Source organism: Bradyrhizobium sp. 139, from assembly GCF_023074175.1.
GTDB lineage: Bacteria > Pseudomonadota > Alphaproteobacteria > Rhizobiales > Xanthobacteraceae > Bradyrhizobium.
The window spans coordinates 17350-35261 of record NZ_JADPKS010000022.1 but is presented as its reverse complement, the minus strand read 5'-3'; the positions used below and the strand labels follow the sequence as shown (position 1 = coordinate 35261).

The window sequence follows — 17912 nt, the reverse complement described above, 5'->3', positions numbered from 1 at the left end:
AATGCTGAAGTCGATGAGTGTGGTAAGAGAGGCCATCGCCGACGATGAAGCGGACGATGCGATGGCTGAACGCGTGGCAGCGGGACAGGCCAAGGAACAAGTCGAGACAGGACGAAGAGTCCTGCCGATCGTGGAAGGCGTCGTGCTCGTCGCGGCGCTGTTCGCGCCGCTGGTGCTGCAGGACTATCTCACGGTGTTCGCGACGCGCGTGATCATCCTGGCGCTGTTTGCGTTGTCGTTCGACCTGGTCTGGGGCTATGCCGGCATCATGAGCTTCGGCCAGGCCCTGTTCTTCGGTTCGGCCGGCTATGGCGTCGCGCTGCTCGCGCGCGACCTCGACATCACCAACATCTTCCTGGTGCTGCCTGCCGGCACGATCATCGGCCTCACCTTTGCGCTGCTGCTCGGCGGCTTCCTGCTGCTCGGGCGGCATCCCTCCAGCGTCATCTTCGTGTCGCTGGGTACGCTGACCGGTTCCTACGCCGCCGATCGCCTGGCACGCGGCTGGTACTACCTTGGCGGCCAGAACGGCATTCCCTCGATCGCGCCGATGACCATCGGTGGCTACGAATTCTTGGAAGGGCCACCCTTCTATTATCTTGTGCTCGGCATTCTTGTCGTGGTCTACCTGCTCTGCCGCTTCCTGGTGCGCTCGCAATTCGGGCTGGCGCTCGCGGGCCTGCGCGAGAACGAGCAGCGCATCGCCTTCTTCGGCTACAAGGCCCAGCATCTCAAGGCGATCATCTTCGCGATCGGCGGCGCGATCGCGGGTCTTGCCGGCAGCCTCTATGCCTTCCATGAAGGGTTCGTCTGGCCCAACATGGTCGGCGTCGTGGTCTCGACCCAGGTCGTGCTCTATGTGCTGTTCGGCGGTTCCGGCACGCTGATCGGCGCCGTGATCGGCACCGTCATCGTCGAGGGCGTCAGCTTCTGGCTGTCGGACAATTACCGCGACATCTGGCCGATCATTCTCGGCCTGTTGCTGCTGCTCGTGATCCTGTTCCGGCCGCTCGGCCTGATCAGTCTTGTGTCAGGAGAGCGCGAACGGGTTGGCAGCTTCGGTGCCGCCGCCAAGGAGACCGAAAAGGAGAAGCGCAATGCCGCTCCTTGAAGCCGCCGGTATCAAGAAGATTTTTGGCAAGCTCACCGCGCTCGACGGCGCCGCGCTTACCGTCGGCGAGAACGAGTTTCACGGCCTGATCGGCCCGAACGGCTCCGGCAAGAGCACGCTGATGAAGTGCATTGCGGGCGCCGAGGTGCCGACGCAGGGCAAGGTCTCCTTTCTCAATGCCGACATCACTGCGTTCACGCCGACCGAGCGCGCCCGCGCCGGCATGAGTCTGAAATTCCAGATCACCAGCGTGCTGCCGACGCTGACGCTCTACGACAACATCCTGCTCGCGCTCCAGGCGCAGTCATCGCTATTCGACCTGGTGTTCTCGCGCACGCGCAGGCTCCTGCACGATCAGGTCATGACGATGCTCACCCAGTTCCGTCTCGCCGATCGCGCCTTCGACGCGGCGGCCGCGCTGTCGCACGGCCAGCAGCAATGGCTGGAGATCGCGATGGCGCTCGCGGGTAAACCCAAGCTTCTCTTGCTGGACGAGCCGACCGGCGGCATGAGCCTTGAGGAGCGGCGCGTCACCGGCGAACTGCTCCAGCCGATCAAGCAGCACTGCTCGCTCGTCATCGTCGAGCACGACCTCGATTTCATCCGCGACATCTGTGACCGTCTCACCGTGCTCGACCAGGGCAAGGTGCTGGCATCAGGCACCGTGTCCGAGATCCAGGCCAACAAGTCCGTCCAGGAGATTTATCTGCGCCGTGCCTGAATTTTTGGACATCAAGCATCTCGACGCCGGCTATGGCCGCAGCCAGGTCCTGTTCGACGTCAACCTTGGGATTCCCTGGCGCGGCGGCGTCGCCGTGTTGGGGCGCAACGGCGCCGGCAAGACCACGCTGATGAAGACCATTGTCGGCGAGCTGCCGACGTGGAAGGGCGAGCTCGCCTTCGACGGCCGCGACATCAGCCGCCGCGCAACCCAGGAGCGCGTGCGCGCCGGCATCGGCTACGTGCCGCAGGAGCACTCGGTGTTTGCGCGCCTGTCGGTGCGCGACAATCTCGCGGTCGGCTCGCTCGCGAGCAGGAAGGCCGACGCCGTCGACCACGTCCTGACGATCTTCCCCAAACTCGGCCAGCGCCTCGACCAGCCCGCCGGCACCCTCTCCGGCGGCGAGCGCAAGATGCTCGCCATCGGCCGCGCGATGCTCGGCGATCCAAAGCTGCTGCTACTCGACGAGCCGACCGAAGGCGTCTGGATCGGCGTGATCGAGGAGATCACCGAACGCCTGATCGAGCTCGCCAAGAACATCGCCGTCATCATCGTCGAGCAGCATCTCGATCTGGCGCTGCGCGTCGCCGATTACGCCTACGTGCTGGATCGCGGAAGGGTTGCGCTGCAGGGGCGGGCGGGAGAGGTGAGGGACAATCCGGAGCTGGTGCGCTATCTGGCGCCATAGGCAACACAGCCGCGTCAAATCGCTTGGTCTGCCGCACTCAGAGCGTGGCTTCCCGGAAGGGATTGATGATCGTGAGTCCCTCGATGCTGCGGCCGTGTTGCATGTCTTCGCTATAGAGGATATCGCAGCCTGCTTCGACCGCGGCAGCGACGATGAGCGCATCATAGAATGCGAAGCCGTGGTTTCGGGCTACGGCGAGAGCGCTCGCGTGGGTGTTCAGCGTGATCGGGACGACGTCAACAAACGAAACTCGAAACTGCTGAAGAGCGAATTCGATTTGCGGCCAATCAGCGCGGAGCTTTCGGCGGGCGACATGGACGAACTCGTTCAACACCTGAACACTTACATAGCCGCCGCGGGCGAGGCAGCCGGCGGCCTGCTGTTTTTCGGATCGGATGTCGCGGTGTAAACGAGGATGTTGGAATCAAAAAATGCCTTCACCGCTCGTTCGCTTCGTCGCGATCGAACTTGTAGTCGGCAGGAAGAACCCAATTGAGCGAGGCGAGGTTCTCGATCGCCCGCCGGCGACGTTCTTCCTTGGTCTCGACTTCGATCGTACTCTTACGGGCGGCAACGACGTCGAGTTCGTCGCCCTCTTTGAGGCCAAGCTCTTCCACAAGCGCTTTGGGCAAGCGGACCGCGAGGCTGTTACCCCACTTGGAAACCTGCATTCTTGCCTCCATGATATCCTGTGCATATGTGTATATCATAGGTAGGATATAATTTCCTGCAAGTAGCGAGCAGCGGCAACACGTGAGCTAAACGGCTGCGGCACGGTCTCCGGGGAGTTGCAGCAGTGGCTTTAAGGCAGAAAACAGCGAGAGCCGCCGCCCGCCTTACTTCACCGCCCCAAACCGGCTGTCGAACGAGTTCGACTGCACCACCGGCGCCGCTCCCATGATCTGGGTCGCTTCACCCGCGCCATCCGACACCGACGGCTTCAGCGCGGGGCGGGTCGCGGCGAGGCGGGTGTCGGGCTTCGCAGGTTCGGCGGGCTTGGCGACGGCAACGGCTGGCTTCGGCGCATCCTTGGACGTGTCGCGGCCGGGCACGAACCGGGTCACCGCGGCTTTCAGCCGGGACGCTGCGGTGGGCGGCGACGTCGTGGTGGCCGGGGCCACGGACGCGGTGGCTTGCGGGGGAGGCGAGGTCGCCGTCGTGTCGGCGCTGCCTATGCCCATCTTGCGGCCGAGGTTGGAGAAAAAGCCGCCTTGCGATTTCTCTTGGGATTTCTCTTGGGATTTCTCGGCGGGCGCGGCCGCGGCGACGCGGGTGCTGGCGGCGGGGGCTGCGACGGCGACAACCGGCTCTTCCTGAGGCGCGGTAGCTGCGGCCCCGTCGAGATTCGGCTTCGGCGGATTGACGTGACCGGGGATCGTGCCGGGCGCCTTCGACATCGCCAGCATCTGGAGGGTATTGCCTTCGGCGCCCTCCGACAGGCCGGTCGAGCCTTCGGGAATCTTCGCCGCAAAAATCTTGTTCATGCCGCCGTCGATGCCGGTGTTCATGCGCGCAACCGGCGTACCGCGGGAGACGAGCTTGGCGTATTCGGCTTCGTCCTTCGCCTGCTTCTCGCGCACGGCGCTCGCGACATCCTCGGGGATCACGTAGGCCGGGCACTTTGCCGAGGCGTCGAACACGAGGTCGCGCTTCGCATCGGGCGCCTTTGCCGCGTCGAAGACGTACTTCTTCTCGCAGAAATCGACCTTCGGCTCCTGCCGCGTCACCTCGAAATGATCATAGCCTTCCTTGATCATCTTCCAGAACGCCATGTTCGGATTGTTCCGGTGCTTGGCCATGTTCACCGGCGTCATCTTGAATGGATAGGCCTGCAGCTGGAACGCCTTCTGGCCCCCGAAGAAGGACTCGCGGCCGAGCGAATAAATCTCCGCGATCTGCTCGTCCGTCATCGCGTAACAGCCGCGCGAGGAGCAATCGCCATGCACCATCAGCTGCGAGCCGGAGCGGCCGAGCGCCTTGTCGAAGGCGTTGGGATAGCCCGTGTTGAAGGAGAGGTAATAGGCCGATTGCGGATTCATCTGGCCGGGATTGATCGAATAGAATCCCTCGGGAGCCTGACGATCGCCCTCGCGCACCTTCGGGCCGAGATCGCCCGACCAGCGGCAGATCGGATAGGTCTTCAGCAGCGCGAACCGGCCGCTTCGAGTCTGCTTCCAGACCTCCAACTCGGCCTCCTGCTTGAACAGGCGGACTAGCATCGGCGATTGCAGGTCCATGTCCTTCTCGACCATCGCGGCGAGAAGCTTTGGCGGTACCGGCTGGTTGGCCTTGGCGTTGGTCGCGAGCGAAACCTGGTCGGTGTCGCAGCCGGCCAGCACAATGCTGGCGGCGAGCGCAACCGAAGCCAAAAGCGCGCGAGCGAGCGAACGAGAAATCAAGACGGACCCCACACCGTGCCGGGCAAGAAGCGCGAACCCCAATCTCGAAGCATGATCCGACCGGAGATCCGGACCCGTCGTGACGGGCTTTTTCGAACCACGCTCCAGCGCTTATGCCCTGAAGCCATTGATTAAAATTCTAACCTCTGGGTCATGTGGTCGCAACCCGAGCGGGGATCACGAGCACGTTGGCCCAGTAGCATGGTCAACCAAGCCTAAATGGACGCGACTTTGGGCCTTACTTGGGCCTACTTGGGCCTACCGGCCAAACCACCACTGAGATCGCCGATTTGGGCAAAAAAAGGGTTAATGCGGGGTTACTGCAGGAGCTGCGTAGGGTGGTTAGCGGAAGCGTGACCCACCTCTTTTGCGTCCGTGGGGACGGCCAATGGTGGGTTACGCCTGCGGCTAACCCACCCTACGGCGCCAAGACAGCCCGAATCAGCCCAGTTTCCGGCCGATATCGAGGAATTTCTGCCGCCGCTGCTTGCGGACCGCGTCGCCATCCAGGCCGCGGAGCTCGTCGAAGGCCTTGGCGATGGCATCGCCTGTGGTGGCGATCATGGCGGCAGGGTCGCGATGGGCGCCGCCGACCGGCTCCTTCAAAATGCCGTCGATCACCCCGAAGCGGAGCATGTCCTGGGCGGTGATCTTCATGTTGTTGGCGGCTTCCTGCGCCTTGGAGCCGTCGCGCCAGAGGATCGAGGACGCCGCCTCGGGCGAGATCACGCTGTAGATCGCGTGCTCCAGCATCAGCACCTTGTTGGCGGTGGTGATGGCGATGGCGCCGCCCGACATGCCCTCGCCGGTGATGATGGCGACGTTGGGCACGGTCAGCGCCATGCAGGCGTCGGTCGAGCGCGCGATCGCCTCGGCCTGACCGCGCTCTTCGGCGCCGATGCCGGGATAGGCGCCGGCGGAATCGGCGAGCGACAGCACCGGCAGACCGAATCGCTCGGCCATCTCCATCAGCCGCACGCATTTGCGATAGCCTTCCGGCCGCGCCATGCCGAAATTGTGCCGGATGCGACTCTCGGTGGAATCGCCCTTTTCCTGGCCCATCACGCAGATGGCCTCACCCCGGAAACGGCCGAAGCCGGCGACCAGCGCCTCGTCCTCGCCGAACTTGCGGTCGCCGGCGAGCGGGGTGAACTCGGTGATCAGGCCTTTGATGAAGTCGTTGAAATGCGGCCGCTGCGGATGCCGCGCGACCAGCGTCTTCTGCCACGGCGTCAGGTTCAGATAGAGGTCGGCGAGCGCCTGCGCCGCCCTGTCCTCGATCCGTCCGATCTCCTCGGCGATGTCGCTGCCGGAGGCCGCCAGCGTGCGCAACTCGTCGAGCTTGGAGTCGAGCTCGGCAACGGGCTTTTCGAAATCGAGATAGCTGCGCATCTGGTCTGGCATCAACTCAATATAGGGAGGACAGGGCGGAGCGTCGAAGTGGATTCGGAGCTGCGGAAAGAAGTGTAGCTTCTTCAATGAGTTGGCTTGTGTGCTCTTGGCGGGCCCGCCAAACCATGCGTGAGGCCACGGCTCTTTCTGCGGAGATGTGGCCGAAGTCAAGGCGGTTTCATGGGTTGCCCGCAGCCTGGACGCAGCGTGCGCTCCATCCAGGCTACGGCAGCGGCTACTTCTCCGCCAGCGGGTGCAGGTCGCGCACCAGGCTCTTCAGCCGCTCCTCGACGACATGGGTGTAGATCTGGGTCGTCGAGATGTCGGTGTGGCCGAGCAGGGTCTGCACGATGCGTAAGTCAGCGCCGTTGTGCAGGAGGTGGCTGGCAAAGGCGTGGCGCAGCACGTGCGGGGAGACCAGCCGGGCCTGCAGCCCCGAGGCGACCGCGAGTTCCTTGAGGTCGCGGGCGAAGTGCTGGCGCGTCAGATGCCCGCTCTCGCCGAACGAGGGGAACAGCCATTTCGAGGCGGCGAGGCTGGTCTTCTTCTCGGCCTTTGCCGCTTCGGTCGCCGCGAGATAATCGGCCATCGCTTGGCGCGAGGCCTCGTTGAGCGGCACCAGGCGTTCCTTGTCGCCCTTGCCGCGCACCACGATCATGCGGGCGTCGCGCTTGGCCGCCGTGCGCGGCAGCGCCACCAGTTCTGAGACGCGCAGGCCGGTGGCGTAGAGCACTTCGAGCAGGCAATAGAGCCGCAAGGCGCGCAGCTGCTTCGAGGGCGAGGCGTCCTCCGCCTCGCTCAATTCCTTGGCGCGGCGAAGCATGCGGTCGACATCCGCGATCGACAGCACCTTGGGCAGGCCGCGGCCGCGCTTGGGGCCGGACAGGATCGCCGCGGGATCCTCGGTGCGGATGCGCTCGTTCAGGAGAAAGCGGTAGAGATGCCGCATCGCGGATAGCCGCCGCGCGACGCTGGTGGACTTGAAGCCGCGGCTGTCGAGATCAGCGAGGTAATCGCGCAGGACTTGTGTCTCTGCGTCGGCAAAGCTGTGCCCGACGCGGCCCAGAAATTCCGACAAATCGGTGAGGTCGCGGCGGTAGGCATCGAGCGTATTGGGGCCGGCGCCCTGTTCCGCCGCGAGCATGTCGAGGAACAGGCCGGTGAGCTTGGTGTCGGCGGGCTTAGTGCGCATGCCCTGGAAGCTAGCTCTTATTTCTTGAGAAATTTATCCGGTGGGATCGTCACCGTCATTTCCCGGGACTTGGGGCTCACGAAGTTCGCCAGCGCGAAGACCACGCCATAGACGATGCCGGCGATCACGGCGACGACCGTCAGGAAGCGGAACAGGCTGGGCATCGGCAGGATCTCGGAGAGAGTCTCGGTCAGGGGCTTGGCGGGCAAATTAACCAATGAAATCATCCAACATGTTCGCCGTTTCGTGGCAAGAGTCCTCTGGCGAGGCCCCCTGCGGGGTCGTATAGGTGGCGAAAGCATGCCGCCTTCGGCGGCAGATCGAGCGAGACCTATGTCCGACGCCGCGTTGCCGATCCCCGGTTCGCCAGAGGCCGACATCTTGTCGGCGCTCGGGGCCCGCTCGATCGTGCTCGTCGGCATGATGGGGGTGGGCAAATCCACCATCGGCCGCCGCATGGCGGCGCGGCTCAAACTGCCATTCGTGGACGCCGACACCGAGATCGAAGCGGCGGCCACCATGACGATACCGGAGATCTTCGAGCGCCACGGCGAGCCGCATTTCCGCGACGGCGAGGCGCGGGTGATCGCGCGTCTGCTCGAGGGCGGGCCTATCGTGCTGGCGACCGGCGGCGGCGCCTTCATGCGCGAGGAGACGCGCGCGCGCATCGCCGCCAAGGCGGTTTCGATCTGGCTCAAGGCCGACCACGACGTCATCATGCGCCGCGTGCGGCGCCGTGCCGATCGCCCATTGCTCCAAACCGCCGATCCCGAAGGAACCGTGACGCGCCTGCTCACCGAGCGCGAGCCTGTTTACAGCAAGGCCGATCTCACCATCGCCTCGCGCGACGTGCCGCACGACAGGATCGTCGATGAAACCATCGAGACGCTGCGCGCCCATCTCTGCGGCAAGCAGGCCGCCGAACCACCTGCCGACGTTGCGAGTGCCGTACGATGACCGTGCCGTTGAAACATTCCGAACCTGTCAACGTCGAGGTCGCGCTCGGCGACCGCGCTTATGACATCCTCATCGGCCGCGGCGTGCTGGCCTCGCTCGGCGAGCGCGTCGCGCGCTTGCGCCCCGGCGTGCGCACCGCGATCGTGACCGACCGCACCGTCGCGAAATACTGGCTCGAACCCGCTGAGGCCTCGCTCGCCGCTGCCGGCATCCCGACATCGCGCGTCGTCGTCGAGGAGGGCGAGGTTTCGAAAACCTACGCCGGCCTTGAAAAGGTCAGCGAAGCCCTGATCACCGCGAAGATCGAGCGCAACGATCTCGTCATCGCGCTCGGCGGCGGCGTGGTCGGCGATCTCGCCGGCTTTGCCGCCGCGATCCTGCGCCGCGGCGTCGATTTCGTGCAGGTGCCGACCTCGCTGCTGGCGCAGGTCGATTCCAGCGTCGGCGGCAAGACCGGCATCAACTCGCCGCAGGGCAAGAATCTGCTCGGCGCCTTCCACCAGCCGGTGCTGGTGATCGCCGACACCGCCGTGCTCGACACCCTATCGCCGCGGCAATTCCGCGCCGGCTATGCCGAGGTCGCCAAATACGGCGTGCTCGGCGACGAGGCTTTCTTCACCTGGCTGGAGAAGAACCATTCCGACATCTTCAAGGGCGGCTCGGCGCGCGAGCATGCGATTGCGACCTCCTGCCGCGCCAAGGCCGGCGTCGTCTCGCGCGACGAGCGCGAGACCGGCGAGCGCGCGCTGCTCAATCTCGGCCACACCTTCGGACACGCGCTGGAAGCCGCGACCGGCTTCTCCGATCGCCTGTTCCACGGCGAGGGCGTTGCGATCGGCATGACGCTGGCGGCGCAGTTCTCGGCCAGACTCGGCATGATCGGCGAGGCCGATGCGGCGCGCGTCGAGCGTCACCTCATTGAAGCGGGCTTGCCGACGCGCTTGCAGGACATCGCCGGCTTCGCGCAGGAAGGGCTTGCCGATGCCGACGCGCTGATGGCGCTGATGGCGCAGGACAAGAAGGTCAAGCGCGGCAAGCTGACTTTCATCCTCCTGGGGGCTGTGGGGCGCGCCGTCATCGCGAAAGATATCGAGCCGACTCCGGTGCGCGATTTCCTGAAAGAGAAGCTCGCGCAAAAGGCATGACGCGCGGCTGAACGGCGCCAAAGCGTTTTCGAGCGAAGTGGGTACCGGTTCGCGTAAAGAAAACGCGTCAAAACAACAAATTTGAGTGGTTCATGGACTGGCTCGGATTCACCATCGTCATTCTCTGCCTGCTCGTCTCCGGCTTCTTCGCCGCGAGCGAGACCGCGCTGACCGGCGCCTCGCGCGCCAGCATGCTGCGGCTGTCCAAGCAGGGTAATCGCGACGCCGACGTGGTGTCGCAGCTGCTCGACATGCGCGAGCGCCTGATCGGCGCGCTGCTGCTCGGCAACAACATCGCCAATATCAGCGCCTCCGCGCTCGCCACCAGCATCTTCACGGCTTGGTTCGGCGATGTCGGCGTGCTCTATGCGACCGGCCTGATGACCGTGCTGGTCGTGATCTTCGCGGAAGTCCTGCCCAAGACCATCGCGATCAACGCGCCCGATCGCATGGCGCTGGCGGTCGCGCGCCCGATGCGGCTGACGATGTACGTGCTGGGGCCGCTGCTCCGTGTGGTCGAGATCGTGGTGCGCCTGCTGATGCGCCTGTTCGGCCTTGCCGGCGAGCATCAGGCGATCCTGTCGCCGACCGAGCGCCTGCGCGGTGCGGTCGACCTGCTGCACCATGAAGGCAAGTTCGAGAAGCAGGACCGCGACATGCTCGGGGGGCTGCTCGATTTGCGCGAGCTCCAGGTCTCCGACGTCATGATTCATCGCACCGAGATGATGATGATCAACGCCGACCTGCCGCCGGAAGAGCTGGTGCGGGAGGTGCTGGCGACCGAATACACCCGCATTCCGCTGTGGCGCGAGAAGCCGGAGAACATCATCGGCGTGCTCCACGCCAAGGATCTGCTGCGCGCGATCCGCGCTTCCGACGGCGACACCTCGCGCATCGACGCCTCCACCATCGCGCTGCCGCCCTGGTTCGTGCCGGAGATGCGGCCCGTCTCCGAGCAGCTCAAGGCGTTCCGCCGCCGCAAGACCCATTTCGCGCTGGTCGTCGACGAATACGGCGAAGTCGAAGGTCTTGTGACGCTGGAAGACATTCTGGAGGAGATCGTCGGCGACATCTCCGACGAGCACGACGTCGTGGTCGCGGGCGTACGCGCCCAGCCGGACGGCTCGGTCGTGGTCGACGGCTCGGTGCCGATCCGCGATCTCAACCGCGCCATGGACTGGCATCTGCCCGATGAAGAGGCAACGACGGTCGCCGGCCTCGTCATCCACGAGGCGCGCTCGATCCCCGACCGTGGCCAGAGTTTTACGTTCCACGGCTTCCGCTTCCGCGTGCTGCGCCGCGAGCGCAACCGCATCACCGCGCTCCGTATTTCCCCGGTGCCGCGCGACGCGGAGCTGGAAGAAGCCAAGCCGCGCCGGGCCGGAACGTCGTTTTGACGCTTGCTCCGGAACGCGGTCATCGTCCGCGAAGGCGGACGATCCAGTACGCCGCGGCAGCTCGATTCTAGCCGCGCCGTCTCGGAGTACTGGATGCCCGCCTCCGCGGGCATGACAGCCGTTAGCCTTCCCCCGGCGCCTGGGCGTGGATCGCGAGCGCGTGCACGCTGCCGGAGAGTTCCGCGGCCAGCGCCGAATTTATCATGCGGTGGCGATCGACCCGGCTCTTCCCTTTGAAGGCCTGAGACACGATATAGACGCGATAATGCGTCTCGCCGCTCGGCCGATGGCCGGCGTGGCCCTCATGCAAATGCGACTCGTCGACGACTTGCAGGCTTTCCGGCGTGAAAGCTTCCCGCAACTTGTTGCTGATAGTATCTTTCATAACCATGAGTGCCATTAATGCGTGCGGTCCCGCCCCGTCAATGCCGGGGGTTTGTAGCTAATTGCAATGTCAAGACTTGAAGGTTTTTGCATTGCGTAGTCAAAGTCAGCCATGCCGATCGATTCATCAAAGTTCTTCGACTCCATCCGTGTCAAGCCGCGGGGCAAGCAGCCGGAAGTGAAGCCGCGCGACACCGTGGTCAATTGCGAATGGACCGGGTGCCAGAACAAGGGTGCACACCGCGCGCCCAAGGGCCGGGAGAATTCGCGCGAGTACTGGCACTTCTGTCTGAACCACGTGCGCGAGTACAACCAGAACTACAATTTCTTCTCCGGCATGAATGCCGATGCCGTCGCGCGCTACCAGAAGGATGCGCTGACCGGCCACCGTCCGACCTGGAAGATGGGCGCCAATGGCGGCGTCAAGAAGGGCGCTGAAGCCGAGATCGACGGCGCCTTCGATCCGTTCAGCATGTTCCAGGAGCTCAACGGCCGCGCCAGCTGGCGGAAGGGTCCGGAGGCGCCGCCCAAGGCCGAAACACGCAAGGTGATGAACGCCGAGCGCAAGGCGCTCCAGGTCATGGGCCTCGGTCCCAGTGCCACGCTCGCCGACGTCAAGACCAAGTACAAGGCGCTGGTCAAGCAGCACCACCCCGACGCCAATGGCGGCGACCGCTCGACCGAAGACCGCTTGATCGAGATCATCAAGGCGTACAATTATCTGAAGACGGTGGTGCGGGAGCCCTAGGCTAGGCCTCCGGGAAGGACAGTTCGCAAACCAGTCCTTCCGGCCTCCACTGCCGGGTAATCCTTCCGCGCAGGGTCCGGATGATGCCATCGACCGCGCCGATTCCAAAGCCGTTGCGCGTCGGCGGCTGGTTGACCCGAGGACCGCCGCTCTCCGACCAGTGCAGCACGAGAGGCTCTGCGCCATTGGTCTCCCAGCGGATCTCCAACCTTCCCGAAGGCATCGACAGCGCGCCATACTTGGCGGCGTTGGTCGCCAGCTCATGCAGCGCAACTGCGATCGACTGGGCCAGCGTAGGCGGCAGGCGGACGTCGTCTCCCGCGATTCTGATCCGCTCGCCGTCTCGACTTGCGTACGGCCGGAGCTCCTCTTCCACGATGGTCTTCAGATTCGCGCCGGTCCAACGCGAAGCCGAGAACAGCCTCTGCACGTTGGCAAGCGCGCTGAGCCGGCCCGCAAATGCGGCCTGGAACTCTTCTGCGGTATCCGCCTTCGTCAGCCGCAGCATCGCCTGAGCCACTGCGAGCAAATTGTTCGAGCGATGATCGACCTCGGAGGTGAGCAGTATCATCCGCTGCTCGGCCTGCTTGCGCGCCGTGATGTCGACCAGCATGTTCACCGCACCGACCAATCGGCCGCGTTCGTCGCGCAGCGGCGTCGGATATGGCATGAAGCAGATCCGGGAGCCGTCCGGCCGCTCGGCCACGGCCTCGACGTCGCGCACTGGCCGGTTCTGCTTGAGCGCGATTGCCATCGGGCATTCATCGTGGGGGAGCGGCGTGCCGTCGGGAAGATAGAGTTTCCAGGTCACGCACCACATCTCGCCGATCTTCGGGGTGCGTCCGGCAAAATCGATGCAGGCGCGATTGAAGAAGGTGATGCAGCCCGCTGCGTCGGTCGTGTAGATCGCGGCAGGTAACGCCTGAAGCAAATCGCGGAATCGTCTTTCGGAATCCGTCCCGGCCTCGCTCCGGCTGGCGGCATAGCCGGCGGCGATATGGTCGATCCTGGCCTCGTCCGATTGTCCAAACAAATCCAGCATCGCGTTCCTGATCTACCGGGGCACGTTAGGTAAGTCGTCAGGAGAGCGGGTGTTCCAAGTGATCGCGGGAAGATGCAGACCGTCCTCGCACCCACGATGTCGCGCGAGGACTCCGCCCTGTGATTGTCGGTTCCTGCCTGGACGACAATAGTATTATGCCGCGAGTATTATGCCGCGCATGGCGCCCGATTACGGCACTGCCCCGACATAGGACGAACTCGGCCGGATCAGCCGTCCCGTGCGCTGCTGCTCGCGGGCATGCGCGGTCCATCCCGCGGCGCGGGCGACGGCGAAGATCGGCGTAAAGGCCTGGCGCGGAATCGCGAGGGCATCGAGCAGGATCGCGGTGAAGAACTCCACATTGGTCTCCAGCGGCCGGTCTGGATTCTTCTTGCGCAGCGCCGCGCGGATATAGGCCTCGACCTCGCCGGCAAAGGGCAGGTCGGCACCGCCGCCGGAAAGCCGCTCGATCGCGGCCTTGAGCACGTCGGCGCGCGGGTCGCGCACGCGATAGACGCGATGGCCAAAGCCCATCAGCCGCTCGCCGCGCACGAGCGCCGCATCGACCCATGGCTTGATGTGCTCGCTGGAGCCGATCGCATCGAGCATCTCCAGCACCGGTTCCGGCGCGCCGCCATGCAGGGGACCGGTCAGCGCGCAATAGCCGGCGGTGACGGCGGCGAACAGATCGGCCTGGGTGGACGCCACCACGCGCGTGGTGAAGGTCGAGGCGTTCATGCCGTGATCGCAGACCGTGACGAAATAGGCATCCAGCGCCGCGACTTCGCGCGGCTCCGGTGACGCGCCGCGCAGCATCCGCAGCGTGTCGGCGGCATGGCTCGCATCCGGATCGGGGGCGACCGGATCGAGGCCCTTGGCGCGGCGGACCAATGCGCCCGATATCACCGGGAAGGCGCCGACGATCGTTGCTTCGTGCGCCAGCCCGCTCTCGGCGCGAAGCCCCGCGACCGCCGCACGAAACCCGTCGACGATGCCCGTGCCCCGGGTTGCCGGCAACAGGTCCGGCAGCCGCGCGAAAGCGCGCTCGCGTGCGAGCCCCAGATGCGCCCGCACATTGGCTTCGCTCAGCGTGGTCTTGCTGGCGCCGTTCCAGAGCCGGGCGGTGACGCCCTCGAAGCTCGACTGGCTGGCGAGCGTGCCGACATGCTCGCCTGCAATGATCAGCTCGCCGCGCTCGCCGTCGACATGGCTCAGCACGGTCTCGGCCGCGGGGACGCCGTCCAGCCCGATCTGGCTTTTGGTGAGGTGGATGTTCATGGCCCAAATCTCCTTTGCACGAGGAAAGGTCGGACCTCTCGACGGATTGATCAATCTTGATTACATAAATCAATATGAAAAATTCTCCGGAGCTGTACCTCTCCGCCCGGGAAGCCGCCGCCGAGCTCGCGATCTCGCCGGCCACGCTCTACGCCTATGTCAGCCGCGGCCTGATCCGCTCCGAGCCGACGCCGGATTCGCGCAAGAACCGCTACCGGGCCGAGGACGTCCGCGCGCTGAAGGAGCGCCGGGTGCCGCCGCCGGAGCCGCGCGGCCTGCGCAGCTTCGATGCCGACCTGCCGGTGATGGACACGGAGATATCGACCATCACCGAGGACGGCCCGATCTATCGCGGGGTCAACTGCGTCGATCTCGCCGAGAGCGACACGCTGGAGCACACCGCGACGCTGCTGTGGGACGTCTCCGGCGTCGATCCGTTCACGCCGGACAATTGTCCTGTGGTCTCCGACGAGATGCGCGCGATCGGTGAGGCCGCGCGCCGTGCCGCACCGATCGATCGCGCCATCGCCGTGCTGGCACTCGCATCGAGCGCCGACCCGCGCGCCTTCACCCGCGCGCATGATGGACGTGCGATGGTCGGTGCGCGCATTGTCCGGCTCCTGGTCGCGACCATGCTTAACGCGGAGCCGTCAGCCGAGCCTTTGCACCAGCAGATCGCCAGGGCCTGGGCACCCGACAGCAATCACGCGGCCGATCTCATTCGCCGCGCCCTGGTTCTGCTCGCCGAGCATGAATTGAACGCCTCCACCTTCACTGCGCGTTGCGCTGCGTCAACCGGTCTCAACCTCTATGATTCCGTCATCGCCGGACTCGCCGCGCTGAAGGGGCCGAAGCATGGCGGCGCCGGTGTGCTCGCCTCGCAGCTGGTCAAGACCCTGGTCGACCGTGACGTCGAGCCGATGGTCCGCGAACGCGTCGCGCTTGGCGAGCGCTTTGCCGGCTTCGGCCATGGCGTCTACAAGCGCGGCGATCGGCGCGCGCAGTCGCTCCTGAATGCCCTATCCCGCACCGGCGCACCGCGCAAATTCACCAAAGAGGTGCCGGAGCGCATCGCTGAAGCGACGGGCGAGCTCGTCAATATCGACTATGCGCTCGCAGTGCTCGTGCATGCGCTGCGCCTGCCGGCCGGCAGCGAGCTCGCGCTGTTCGCCATGGCCCGCAGCGTCGGCTGGATCGCCCACGCCAGCGAGCAATTGCAGTTCGGCAAGCTGATCAGGCCGCGGGCGCGGTATGTCGGGCCGGCGCCGGGACGGAGGACGGGGGCTGAGCTCAAGAGCTAAATCCAGACCCTCACGGCGAGGGGCGCGCCCTTCACGCGCCTCACGAACCGCGCCTCTCGAACCATGCAGGCCCGGCTCTCGCCCGCGGCCATCCTTCGAGACGCCCGCCGTTGGCGGGCCCTCGGGATGAGGGCGGTGTGCTTGGATGCAGCAGATCAGGCCCGCGGCTTCGCTTCCGTGATTCCACCACCGTGCCTCCGGCGAATGGTCCACACCGCCACGCCCGCCACGATCGCGACGGCCACCACGGCGAGGATCCAGAGATGCTTGCCCACATGGCCATGGTGCGGTAGGCCGGCATATTCATGCAGGGCTGACACCGCCAGCACGCCGGGCAGCACATGCGCCGGGGCCCAGACCAGGATCGCGGGGATGTTCACCGCATAGAACTTCGCGGGGGCCATCCCCAGCGCGCCGGCAGTGACGGGCACGAAGGCGCGGATCGGCGGCACGAAGCGGGCAAGGAACACCGCCCAGGTGCCAAAGCGGTGGAAGAAATTCTCGCTCTGCTCGACCACGCGCGGATAATTGGTCAGTGGCCAGGTGTTGAGGATATCGCGCTGCTGCCGGTGCCCGATCCAGTACGCCGAACCGTCACCGAGCACCGCGCCGAGCGCGGCCGCCAGCAGCACCCATGGCAGCTTCAGCTCGCCGCCCGGAATCAGGGCGCTCAACGCCAAAATGATGGTCGAGCCCGGGATCACCGACCCCACCACCGGAACGGCCTCGAGCAGCGCCGCCAGGAACAGGGTCAGATAGGCCAGCCACGCATGGGCCGAAACGAAGGATATGAAGGGATCGAGGAAGGACGTCACGTCGCCTCTGTGTTCGCGGCGGGGTATTCGGGTTCAGACCCTACTTAAAGTAAGAAGCGGCGGCAAAACTGCCATTCGCGTGGGCAGGCCGCGCATCCCGCCCGAAATTCAAGCGTGATTCGCAACGCAGCCCTCCAAAAACTGCGTTCCTTGCCTATCTAAATGAAAACACAACGGAACTTTGATTGGGGCGCGGGCTTCTGCCAGCACGTTGTCTCTGATAGGTTCGCAGACGCACCCAGCCGCAGCCTACGTGCAAATAACTGGTTTCGGGACCGCCCGGGACCTCGGAGGATTGATGACGACCGCCGCCATGTCCAAAGTTGAGGAAGTTTCCGGTCTGCCCGACATGAAGGTGTCGGTGCGCCAGGTGTTCGGGATCGATACCGATCTCGAAGTGCCGGCCTATTCCGAAGTCGATCCTCACGTACCGGAAGTTGACTCCGACTATCGTTTCGACCGCGCCACCACGCTCGCCATTCTCGCCGGCTTCTCCAGGAATCGCCGCGTGATGGTGACCGGCTATCACGGCACCGGCAAATCCACCCATATCGAGCAGGTCGCCGCCCGGCTGAACTGGCCCTGCGTGCGCGTCAACCTCGACAGCCACATCAGCCGTATCGATCTCGTCGGCAAAGACTCGATCGTGGTCCGCGACGGCAAGCAGGTCACCGAATTCCGCGACGGCATCCTGCCCTGGGCGCTGCAGCACAACGTCGCGCTGGTGTTCGACGAATATGACGCCGGCCGTCCGGACGTGATGTTCGTGATCCAGCGCGTGCTTGAGGTCTCGGGCCGCCTGACGCTGCTCGACCAGAACAAGGTGATCAAGCCGCATCCGGCGTTCCGCATGTTCTCGACCGCCAACACTGTCGGCCTCGGCGACACTTCGGGCCTCTATCACGGCACCCAGCAGATTAACCAGGGCCAGATGGACCGCTGGTCGATCGTCACCACGCTGAACTATCTCAGCCATGACGAGGAAGTGGAGATCGTGCTGGCCAAGGCCAAGCACTATCGCACGCAGGAGGGCCGCGACATCGTCAACAAGATGGTTCGCCTTGCGGACCTCACCCGCAACGCCTTCGCCAACGGCGATCTGTCGACGGTGATGAGCCCGCGCACGGTGATCACCTGGGCTGAGAACGCCGACATCTTCGGCGATATCGGCTTCGCCTTCCGCGTCACCTTCCTCAACAAATGCGACGAGCTCGAACGTCCCCTGGTCGCCGAGTTCTACCAGCGCTGCTTCAACGCGGAGCTGCCGGAATCGGCGGTCAACGTGGCGCTGAGCTAAGGTTTGAGATGTCGTCCCGGACAAGCGCACTCCTGGCGGCGCGAA

The 17912-nt window shown here is 64.9% G+C and carries 19 protein-coding genes; 9 read left to right on the top strand and 10 right to left on the bottom strand.

All coding sequences use genetic code 11. From position 1 onward, the window contains the following. Position 1 precedes the first annotated feature (1 nt). From IVA80_RS05135 to IVA80_RS05125, 3 genes are read left to right on the top strand one after another with little or no spacing between them, the layout of a single operon-like run. A complete protein-coding gene (locus IVA80_RS05135; RefSeq protein WP_247426172.1) occupies positions 2-1111 on the top strand; it encodes a branched-chain amino acid ABC transporter permease in 1110 nt (369 codons plus the stop codon). Beyond that, the gene (locus IVA80_RS05130; protein WP_247426170.1) at positions 1098-1832 is read left to right on the top strand and encodes an ABC transporter ATP-binding protein; all 735 of its coding nucleotides are present in this window, start codon (positions 1098-1100) and stop codon (positions 1830-1832) included. Before IVA80_RS05135 ends, IVA80_RS05130 begins: the two co-directional genes overlap by 14 nt. Continuing rightward, positions 1825-2520 (top strand): ABC transporter ATP-binding protein, encoded by a 696-nt coding sequence (locus tag IVA80_RS05125; protein WP_247426168.1) that lies wholly within the window; start codon positions 1825-1827, stop codon positions 2518-2520. The genes IVA80_RS05130 and IVA80_RS05125 overlap by 8 nt, the downstream gene beginning before the upstream one ends. A 37-nt stretch (positions 2521-2557) precedes the next feature. Here IVA80_RS05125 and IVA80_RS05120 read toward each other — a convergent pair whose 3' ends face one another. The 6 genes from IVA80_RS05120 to IVA80_RS05095 all read right to left on the bottom strand — a co-directional run bounded on the left by IVA80_RS05120 (position 2558) and on the right by IVA80_RS05095 (position 7667). Next, positions 2558-2854, bottom strand: coding sequence for a PIN domain-containing protein (locus IVA80_RS05120; protein WP_247426166.1), 297 nt, complete (start codon positions 2852-2854; stop codon positions 2558-2560). Between the two features lie 103 nt (positions 2855-2957). After that, on the bottom strand, positions 2958-3191 hold the full coding sequence (locus IVA80_RS05115) for an AbrB/MazE/SpoVT family DNA-binding domain-containing protein (RefSeq protein ID WP_247426164.1): 234 nt from the start codon (positions 3189-3191) through the stop codon (positions 2958-2960). A gap of 165 nt (positions 3192-3356) precedes the next feature. Then, the gene (locus tag IVA80_RS05110) at positions 3357-4919 is read right to left on the bottom strand and encodes a murein L,D-transpeptidase family protein (RefSeq protein ID WP_247426162.1); all 1563 of its coding nucleotides are present in this window, start codon (positions 4917-4919) and stop codon (positions 3357-3359) included. A gap of 441 nt (positions 4920-5360) precedes the next feature. Beyond that, the gene (locus tag IVA80_RS05105) at positions 5361-6323 is read right to left on the bottom strand and encodes an acetyl-CoA carboxylase carboxyltransferase subunit alpha (protein ID WP_247426160.1); all 963 of its coding nucleotides are present in this window, start codon (positions 6321-6323) and stop codon (positions 5361-5363) included. Positions 6324-6546: 223 nt separating this feature from the next. After that, the gene (gene xerD, locus IVA80_RS05100; protein WP_247426157.1) at positions 6547-7503 is read right to left on the bottom strand and encodes a site-specific tyrosine recombinase XerD; all 957 of its coding nucleotides are present in this window, start codon (positions 7501-7503) and stop codon (positions 6547-6549) included. Between the two features lie 17 nt (positions 7504-7520). After that, entirely contained in the window at positions 7521-7667 is a 147-nt protein-coding gene (locus IVA80_RS05095) for a hypothetical protein (RefSeq protein WP_014439243.1), read from the bottom strand. Between the two features lie 169 nt (positions 7668-7836). On the opposite strand from IVA80_RS05095, the gene IVA80_RS05090 reads away from it, so the two are divergent. From IVA80_RS05090 to IVA80_RS05080, 3 genes are all read left to right on the top strand, one after another. Then, complete coding sequence (locus tag IVA80_RS05090; protein WP_247426155.1) at positions 7837-8460, top strand: shikimate kinase; 624 nt, start codon at positions 7837-7839, stop codon at positions 8458-8460. Next, positions 8457-9605 carry a 3-dehydroquinate synthase gene (gene aroB, locus IVA80_RS05085; protein WP_247426154.1) on the top strand — a complete coding sequence of 383 codons (1149 nt, stop codon included), beginning with the start codon at positions 8457-8459 and terminating at the stop codon, positions 9603-9605. The genes IVA80_RS05090 and aroB overlap by 4 nt, the downstream gene beginning before the upstream one ends. A gap of 92 nt (positions 9606-9697) precedes the next feature. Beyond that, positions 9698-11002 carry an HlyC/CorC family transporter gene (locus tag IVA80_RS05080; RefSeq protein ID WP_247426153.1) on the top strand — a complete coding sequence of 435 codons (1305 nt, stop codon included), beginning with the start codon at positions 9698-9700 and terminating at the stop codon, positions 11000-11002. A 121-nt stretch (positions 11003-11123) separates the two neighbouring features. On the opposite strand, the gene IVA80_RS05075 is transcribed toward IVA80_RS05080, so the two are convergent. Then, positions 11124-11393: a BolA family protein gene (locus tag IVA80_RS05075; protein WP_247426357.1), complete on the bottom strand. Its 270-nt coding sequence runs from the start codon at positions 11391-11393 to the stop codon at positions 11124-11126. 105 nt (positions 11394-11498) lie between these two features. Between IVA80_RS05075 and IVA80_RS05070 the strand changes: the two genes are divergently transcribed. Beyond that, a complete protein-coding gene (locus tag IVA80_RS05070; RefSeq protein ID WP_247426152.1) occupies positions 11499-12134 on the top strand; it encodes a DnaJ domain-containing protein in 636 nt (211 codons plus the stop codon). 1 nt (position 12135) lies between these two features. Here the strand turns inward: IVA80_RS05070 and IVA80_RS05065 are convergent, their stop codons facing one another. Together IVA80_RS05065 and IVA80_RS05060 are read right to left on the bottom strand one after the other, a co-directional pair. Further along, positions 12136-13176, bottom strand: coding sequence for a sensor histidine kinase (locus IVA80_RS05065; protein ID WP_247426151.1), 1041 nt, complete (start codon positions 13174-13176; stop codon positions 12136-12138). Between the two features lie 189 nt (positions 13177-13365). Beyond that, positions 13366-14454: a citrate synthase/methylcitrate synthase gene (locus IVA80_RS05060; protein ID WP_247426150.1), complete on the bottom strand. Its 1089-nt coding sequence runs from the start codon at positions 14452-14454 to the stop codon at positions 13366-13368. 74 nt (positions 14455-14528) lie between these two features. On the opposite strand from IVA80_RS05060, the gene IVA80_RS05055 reads away from it, so the two are divergent. Beyond that, the gene (locus tag IVA80_RS05055; protein WP_247426149.1) at positions 14529-15755 is read left to right on the top strand and encodes a citrate synthase family protein; all 1227 of its coding nucleotides are present in this window, start codon (positions 14529-14531) and stop codon (positions 15753-15755) included. 155 nt (positions 15756-15910) lie between these two features. Here the strand turns inward: IVA80_RS05055 and IVA80_RS05050 are convergent, their stop codons facing one another. After that, entirely contained in the window at positions 15911-16570 is a 660-nt protein-coding gene (locus tag IVA80_RS05050; protein WP_247426148.1) for a DedA family protein, read from the bottom strand. Positions 16571-16868: 298 nt separating this feature from the next. Here IVA80_RS05050 and cobS point away from each other — a divergent pair, with 298 nt between their 5' ends. Continuing rightward, entirely contained in the window at positions 16869-17867 is a 999-nt protein-coding gene (gene cobS / locus IVA80_RS05045) for a cobaltochelatase subunit CobS (RefSeq protein WP_247426147.1), read from the top strand. Positions 17868-17912: the final 45 nt, after the last annotated feature.

Excerpts from the sequence above, each read along its gene's own strand:
- IVA80_RS05135 (WP_247426172.1), top strand. The coding sequence starts at position 2 with ATGCTGAAGTCGATGAGTGTGGTAAGAGAGGCCATCGCCGACGATGAA.
- IVA80_RS05130 (WP_247426170.1), top strand. The coding sequence starts at position 1,098 with ATGCCGCTCCTTGAAGCCGCCGGTATCAAGAAGATTTTTGGCAAGCTC.
- IVA80_RS05115 (WP_247426164.1), bottom strand. The coding sequence starts at position 3,191 with ATGCAGGTTTCCAAGTGGGGTAACAGCCTCGCGGTCCGCTTGCCCAAA.
- IVA80_RS05105 (WP_247426160.1), bottom strand. The coding sequence starts at position 6,323 with ATGCCAGACCAGATGCGCAGCTATCTCGATTTCGAAAAGCCCGTTGCC.
- xerD (WP_247426157.1), bottom strand. The coding sequence starts at position 7,503 with ATGCGCACTAAGCCCGCCGACACCAAGCTCACCGGCCTGTTCCTCGAC.
- IVA80_RS05095 (WP_014439243.1), bottom strand. The coding sequence starts at position 7,667 with ATGCCCAGCCTGTTCCGCTTCCTGACGGTCGTCGCCGTGATCGCCGGC.
- IVA80_RS05090 (WP_247426155.1), top strand. The coding sequence starts at position 7,837 with ATGTCCGACGCCGCGTTGCCGATCCCCGGTTCGCCAGAGGCCGACATC.
- aroB (WP_247426154.1), top strand. The coding sequence starts at position 8,457 with ATGACCGTGCCGTTGAAACATTCCGAACCTGTCAACGTCGAGGTCGCG.
- IVA80_RS05080 (WP_247426153.1), top strand. The coding sequence starts at position 9,698 with ATGGACTGGCTCGGATTCACCATCGTCATTCTCTGCCTGCTCGTCTCC.
- IVA80_RS05075 (WP_247426357.1), bottom strand. The coding sequence starts at position 11,393 with ATGGTTATGAAAGATACTATCAGCAACAAGTTGCGGGAAGCTTTCACG.
- IVA80_RS05070 (WP_247426152.1), top strand. The coding sequence starts at position 11,499 with ATGCCGATCGATTCATCAAAGTTCTTCGACTCCATCCGTGTCAAGCCG.
- IVA80_RS05065 (WP_247426151.1), bottom strand. The coding sequence starts at position 13,176 with ATGCTGGATTTGTTTGGACAATCGGACGAGGCCAGGATCGACCATATC.
- IVA80_RS05060 (WP_247426150.1), bottom strand. The coding sequence starts at position 14,454 with ATGAACATCCACCTCACCAAAAGCCAGATCGGGCTGGACGGCGTCCCC.
- IVA80_RS05055 (WP_247426149.1), top strand. The coding sequence starts at position 14,529 with ATGAAAAATTCTCCGGAGCTGTACCTCTCCGCCCGGGAAGCCGCCGCC.
- cobS (WP_247426147.1), top strand. The coding sequence starts at position 16,869 with ATGACGACCGCCGCCATGTCCAAAGTTGAGGAAGTTTCCGGTCTGCCC.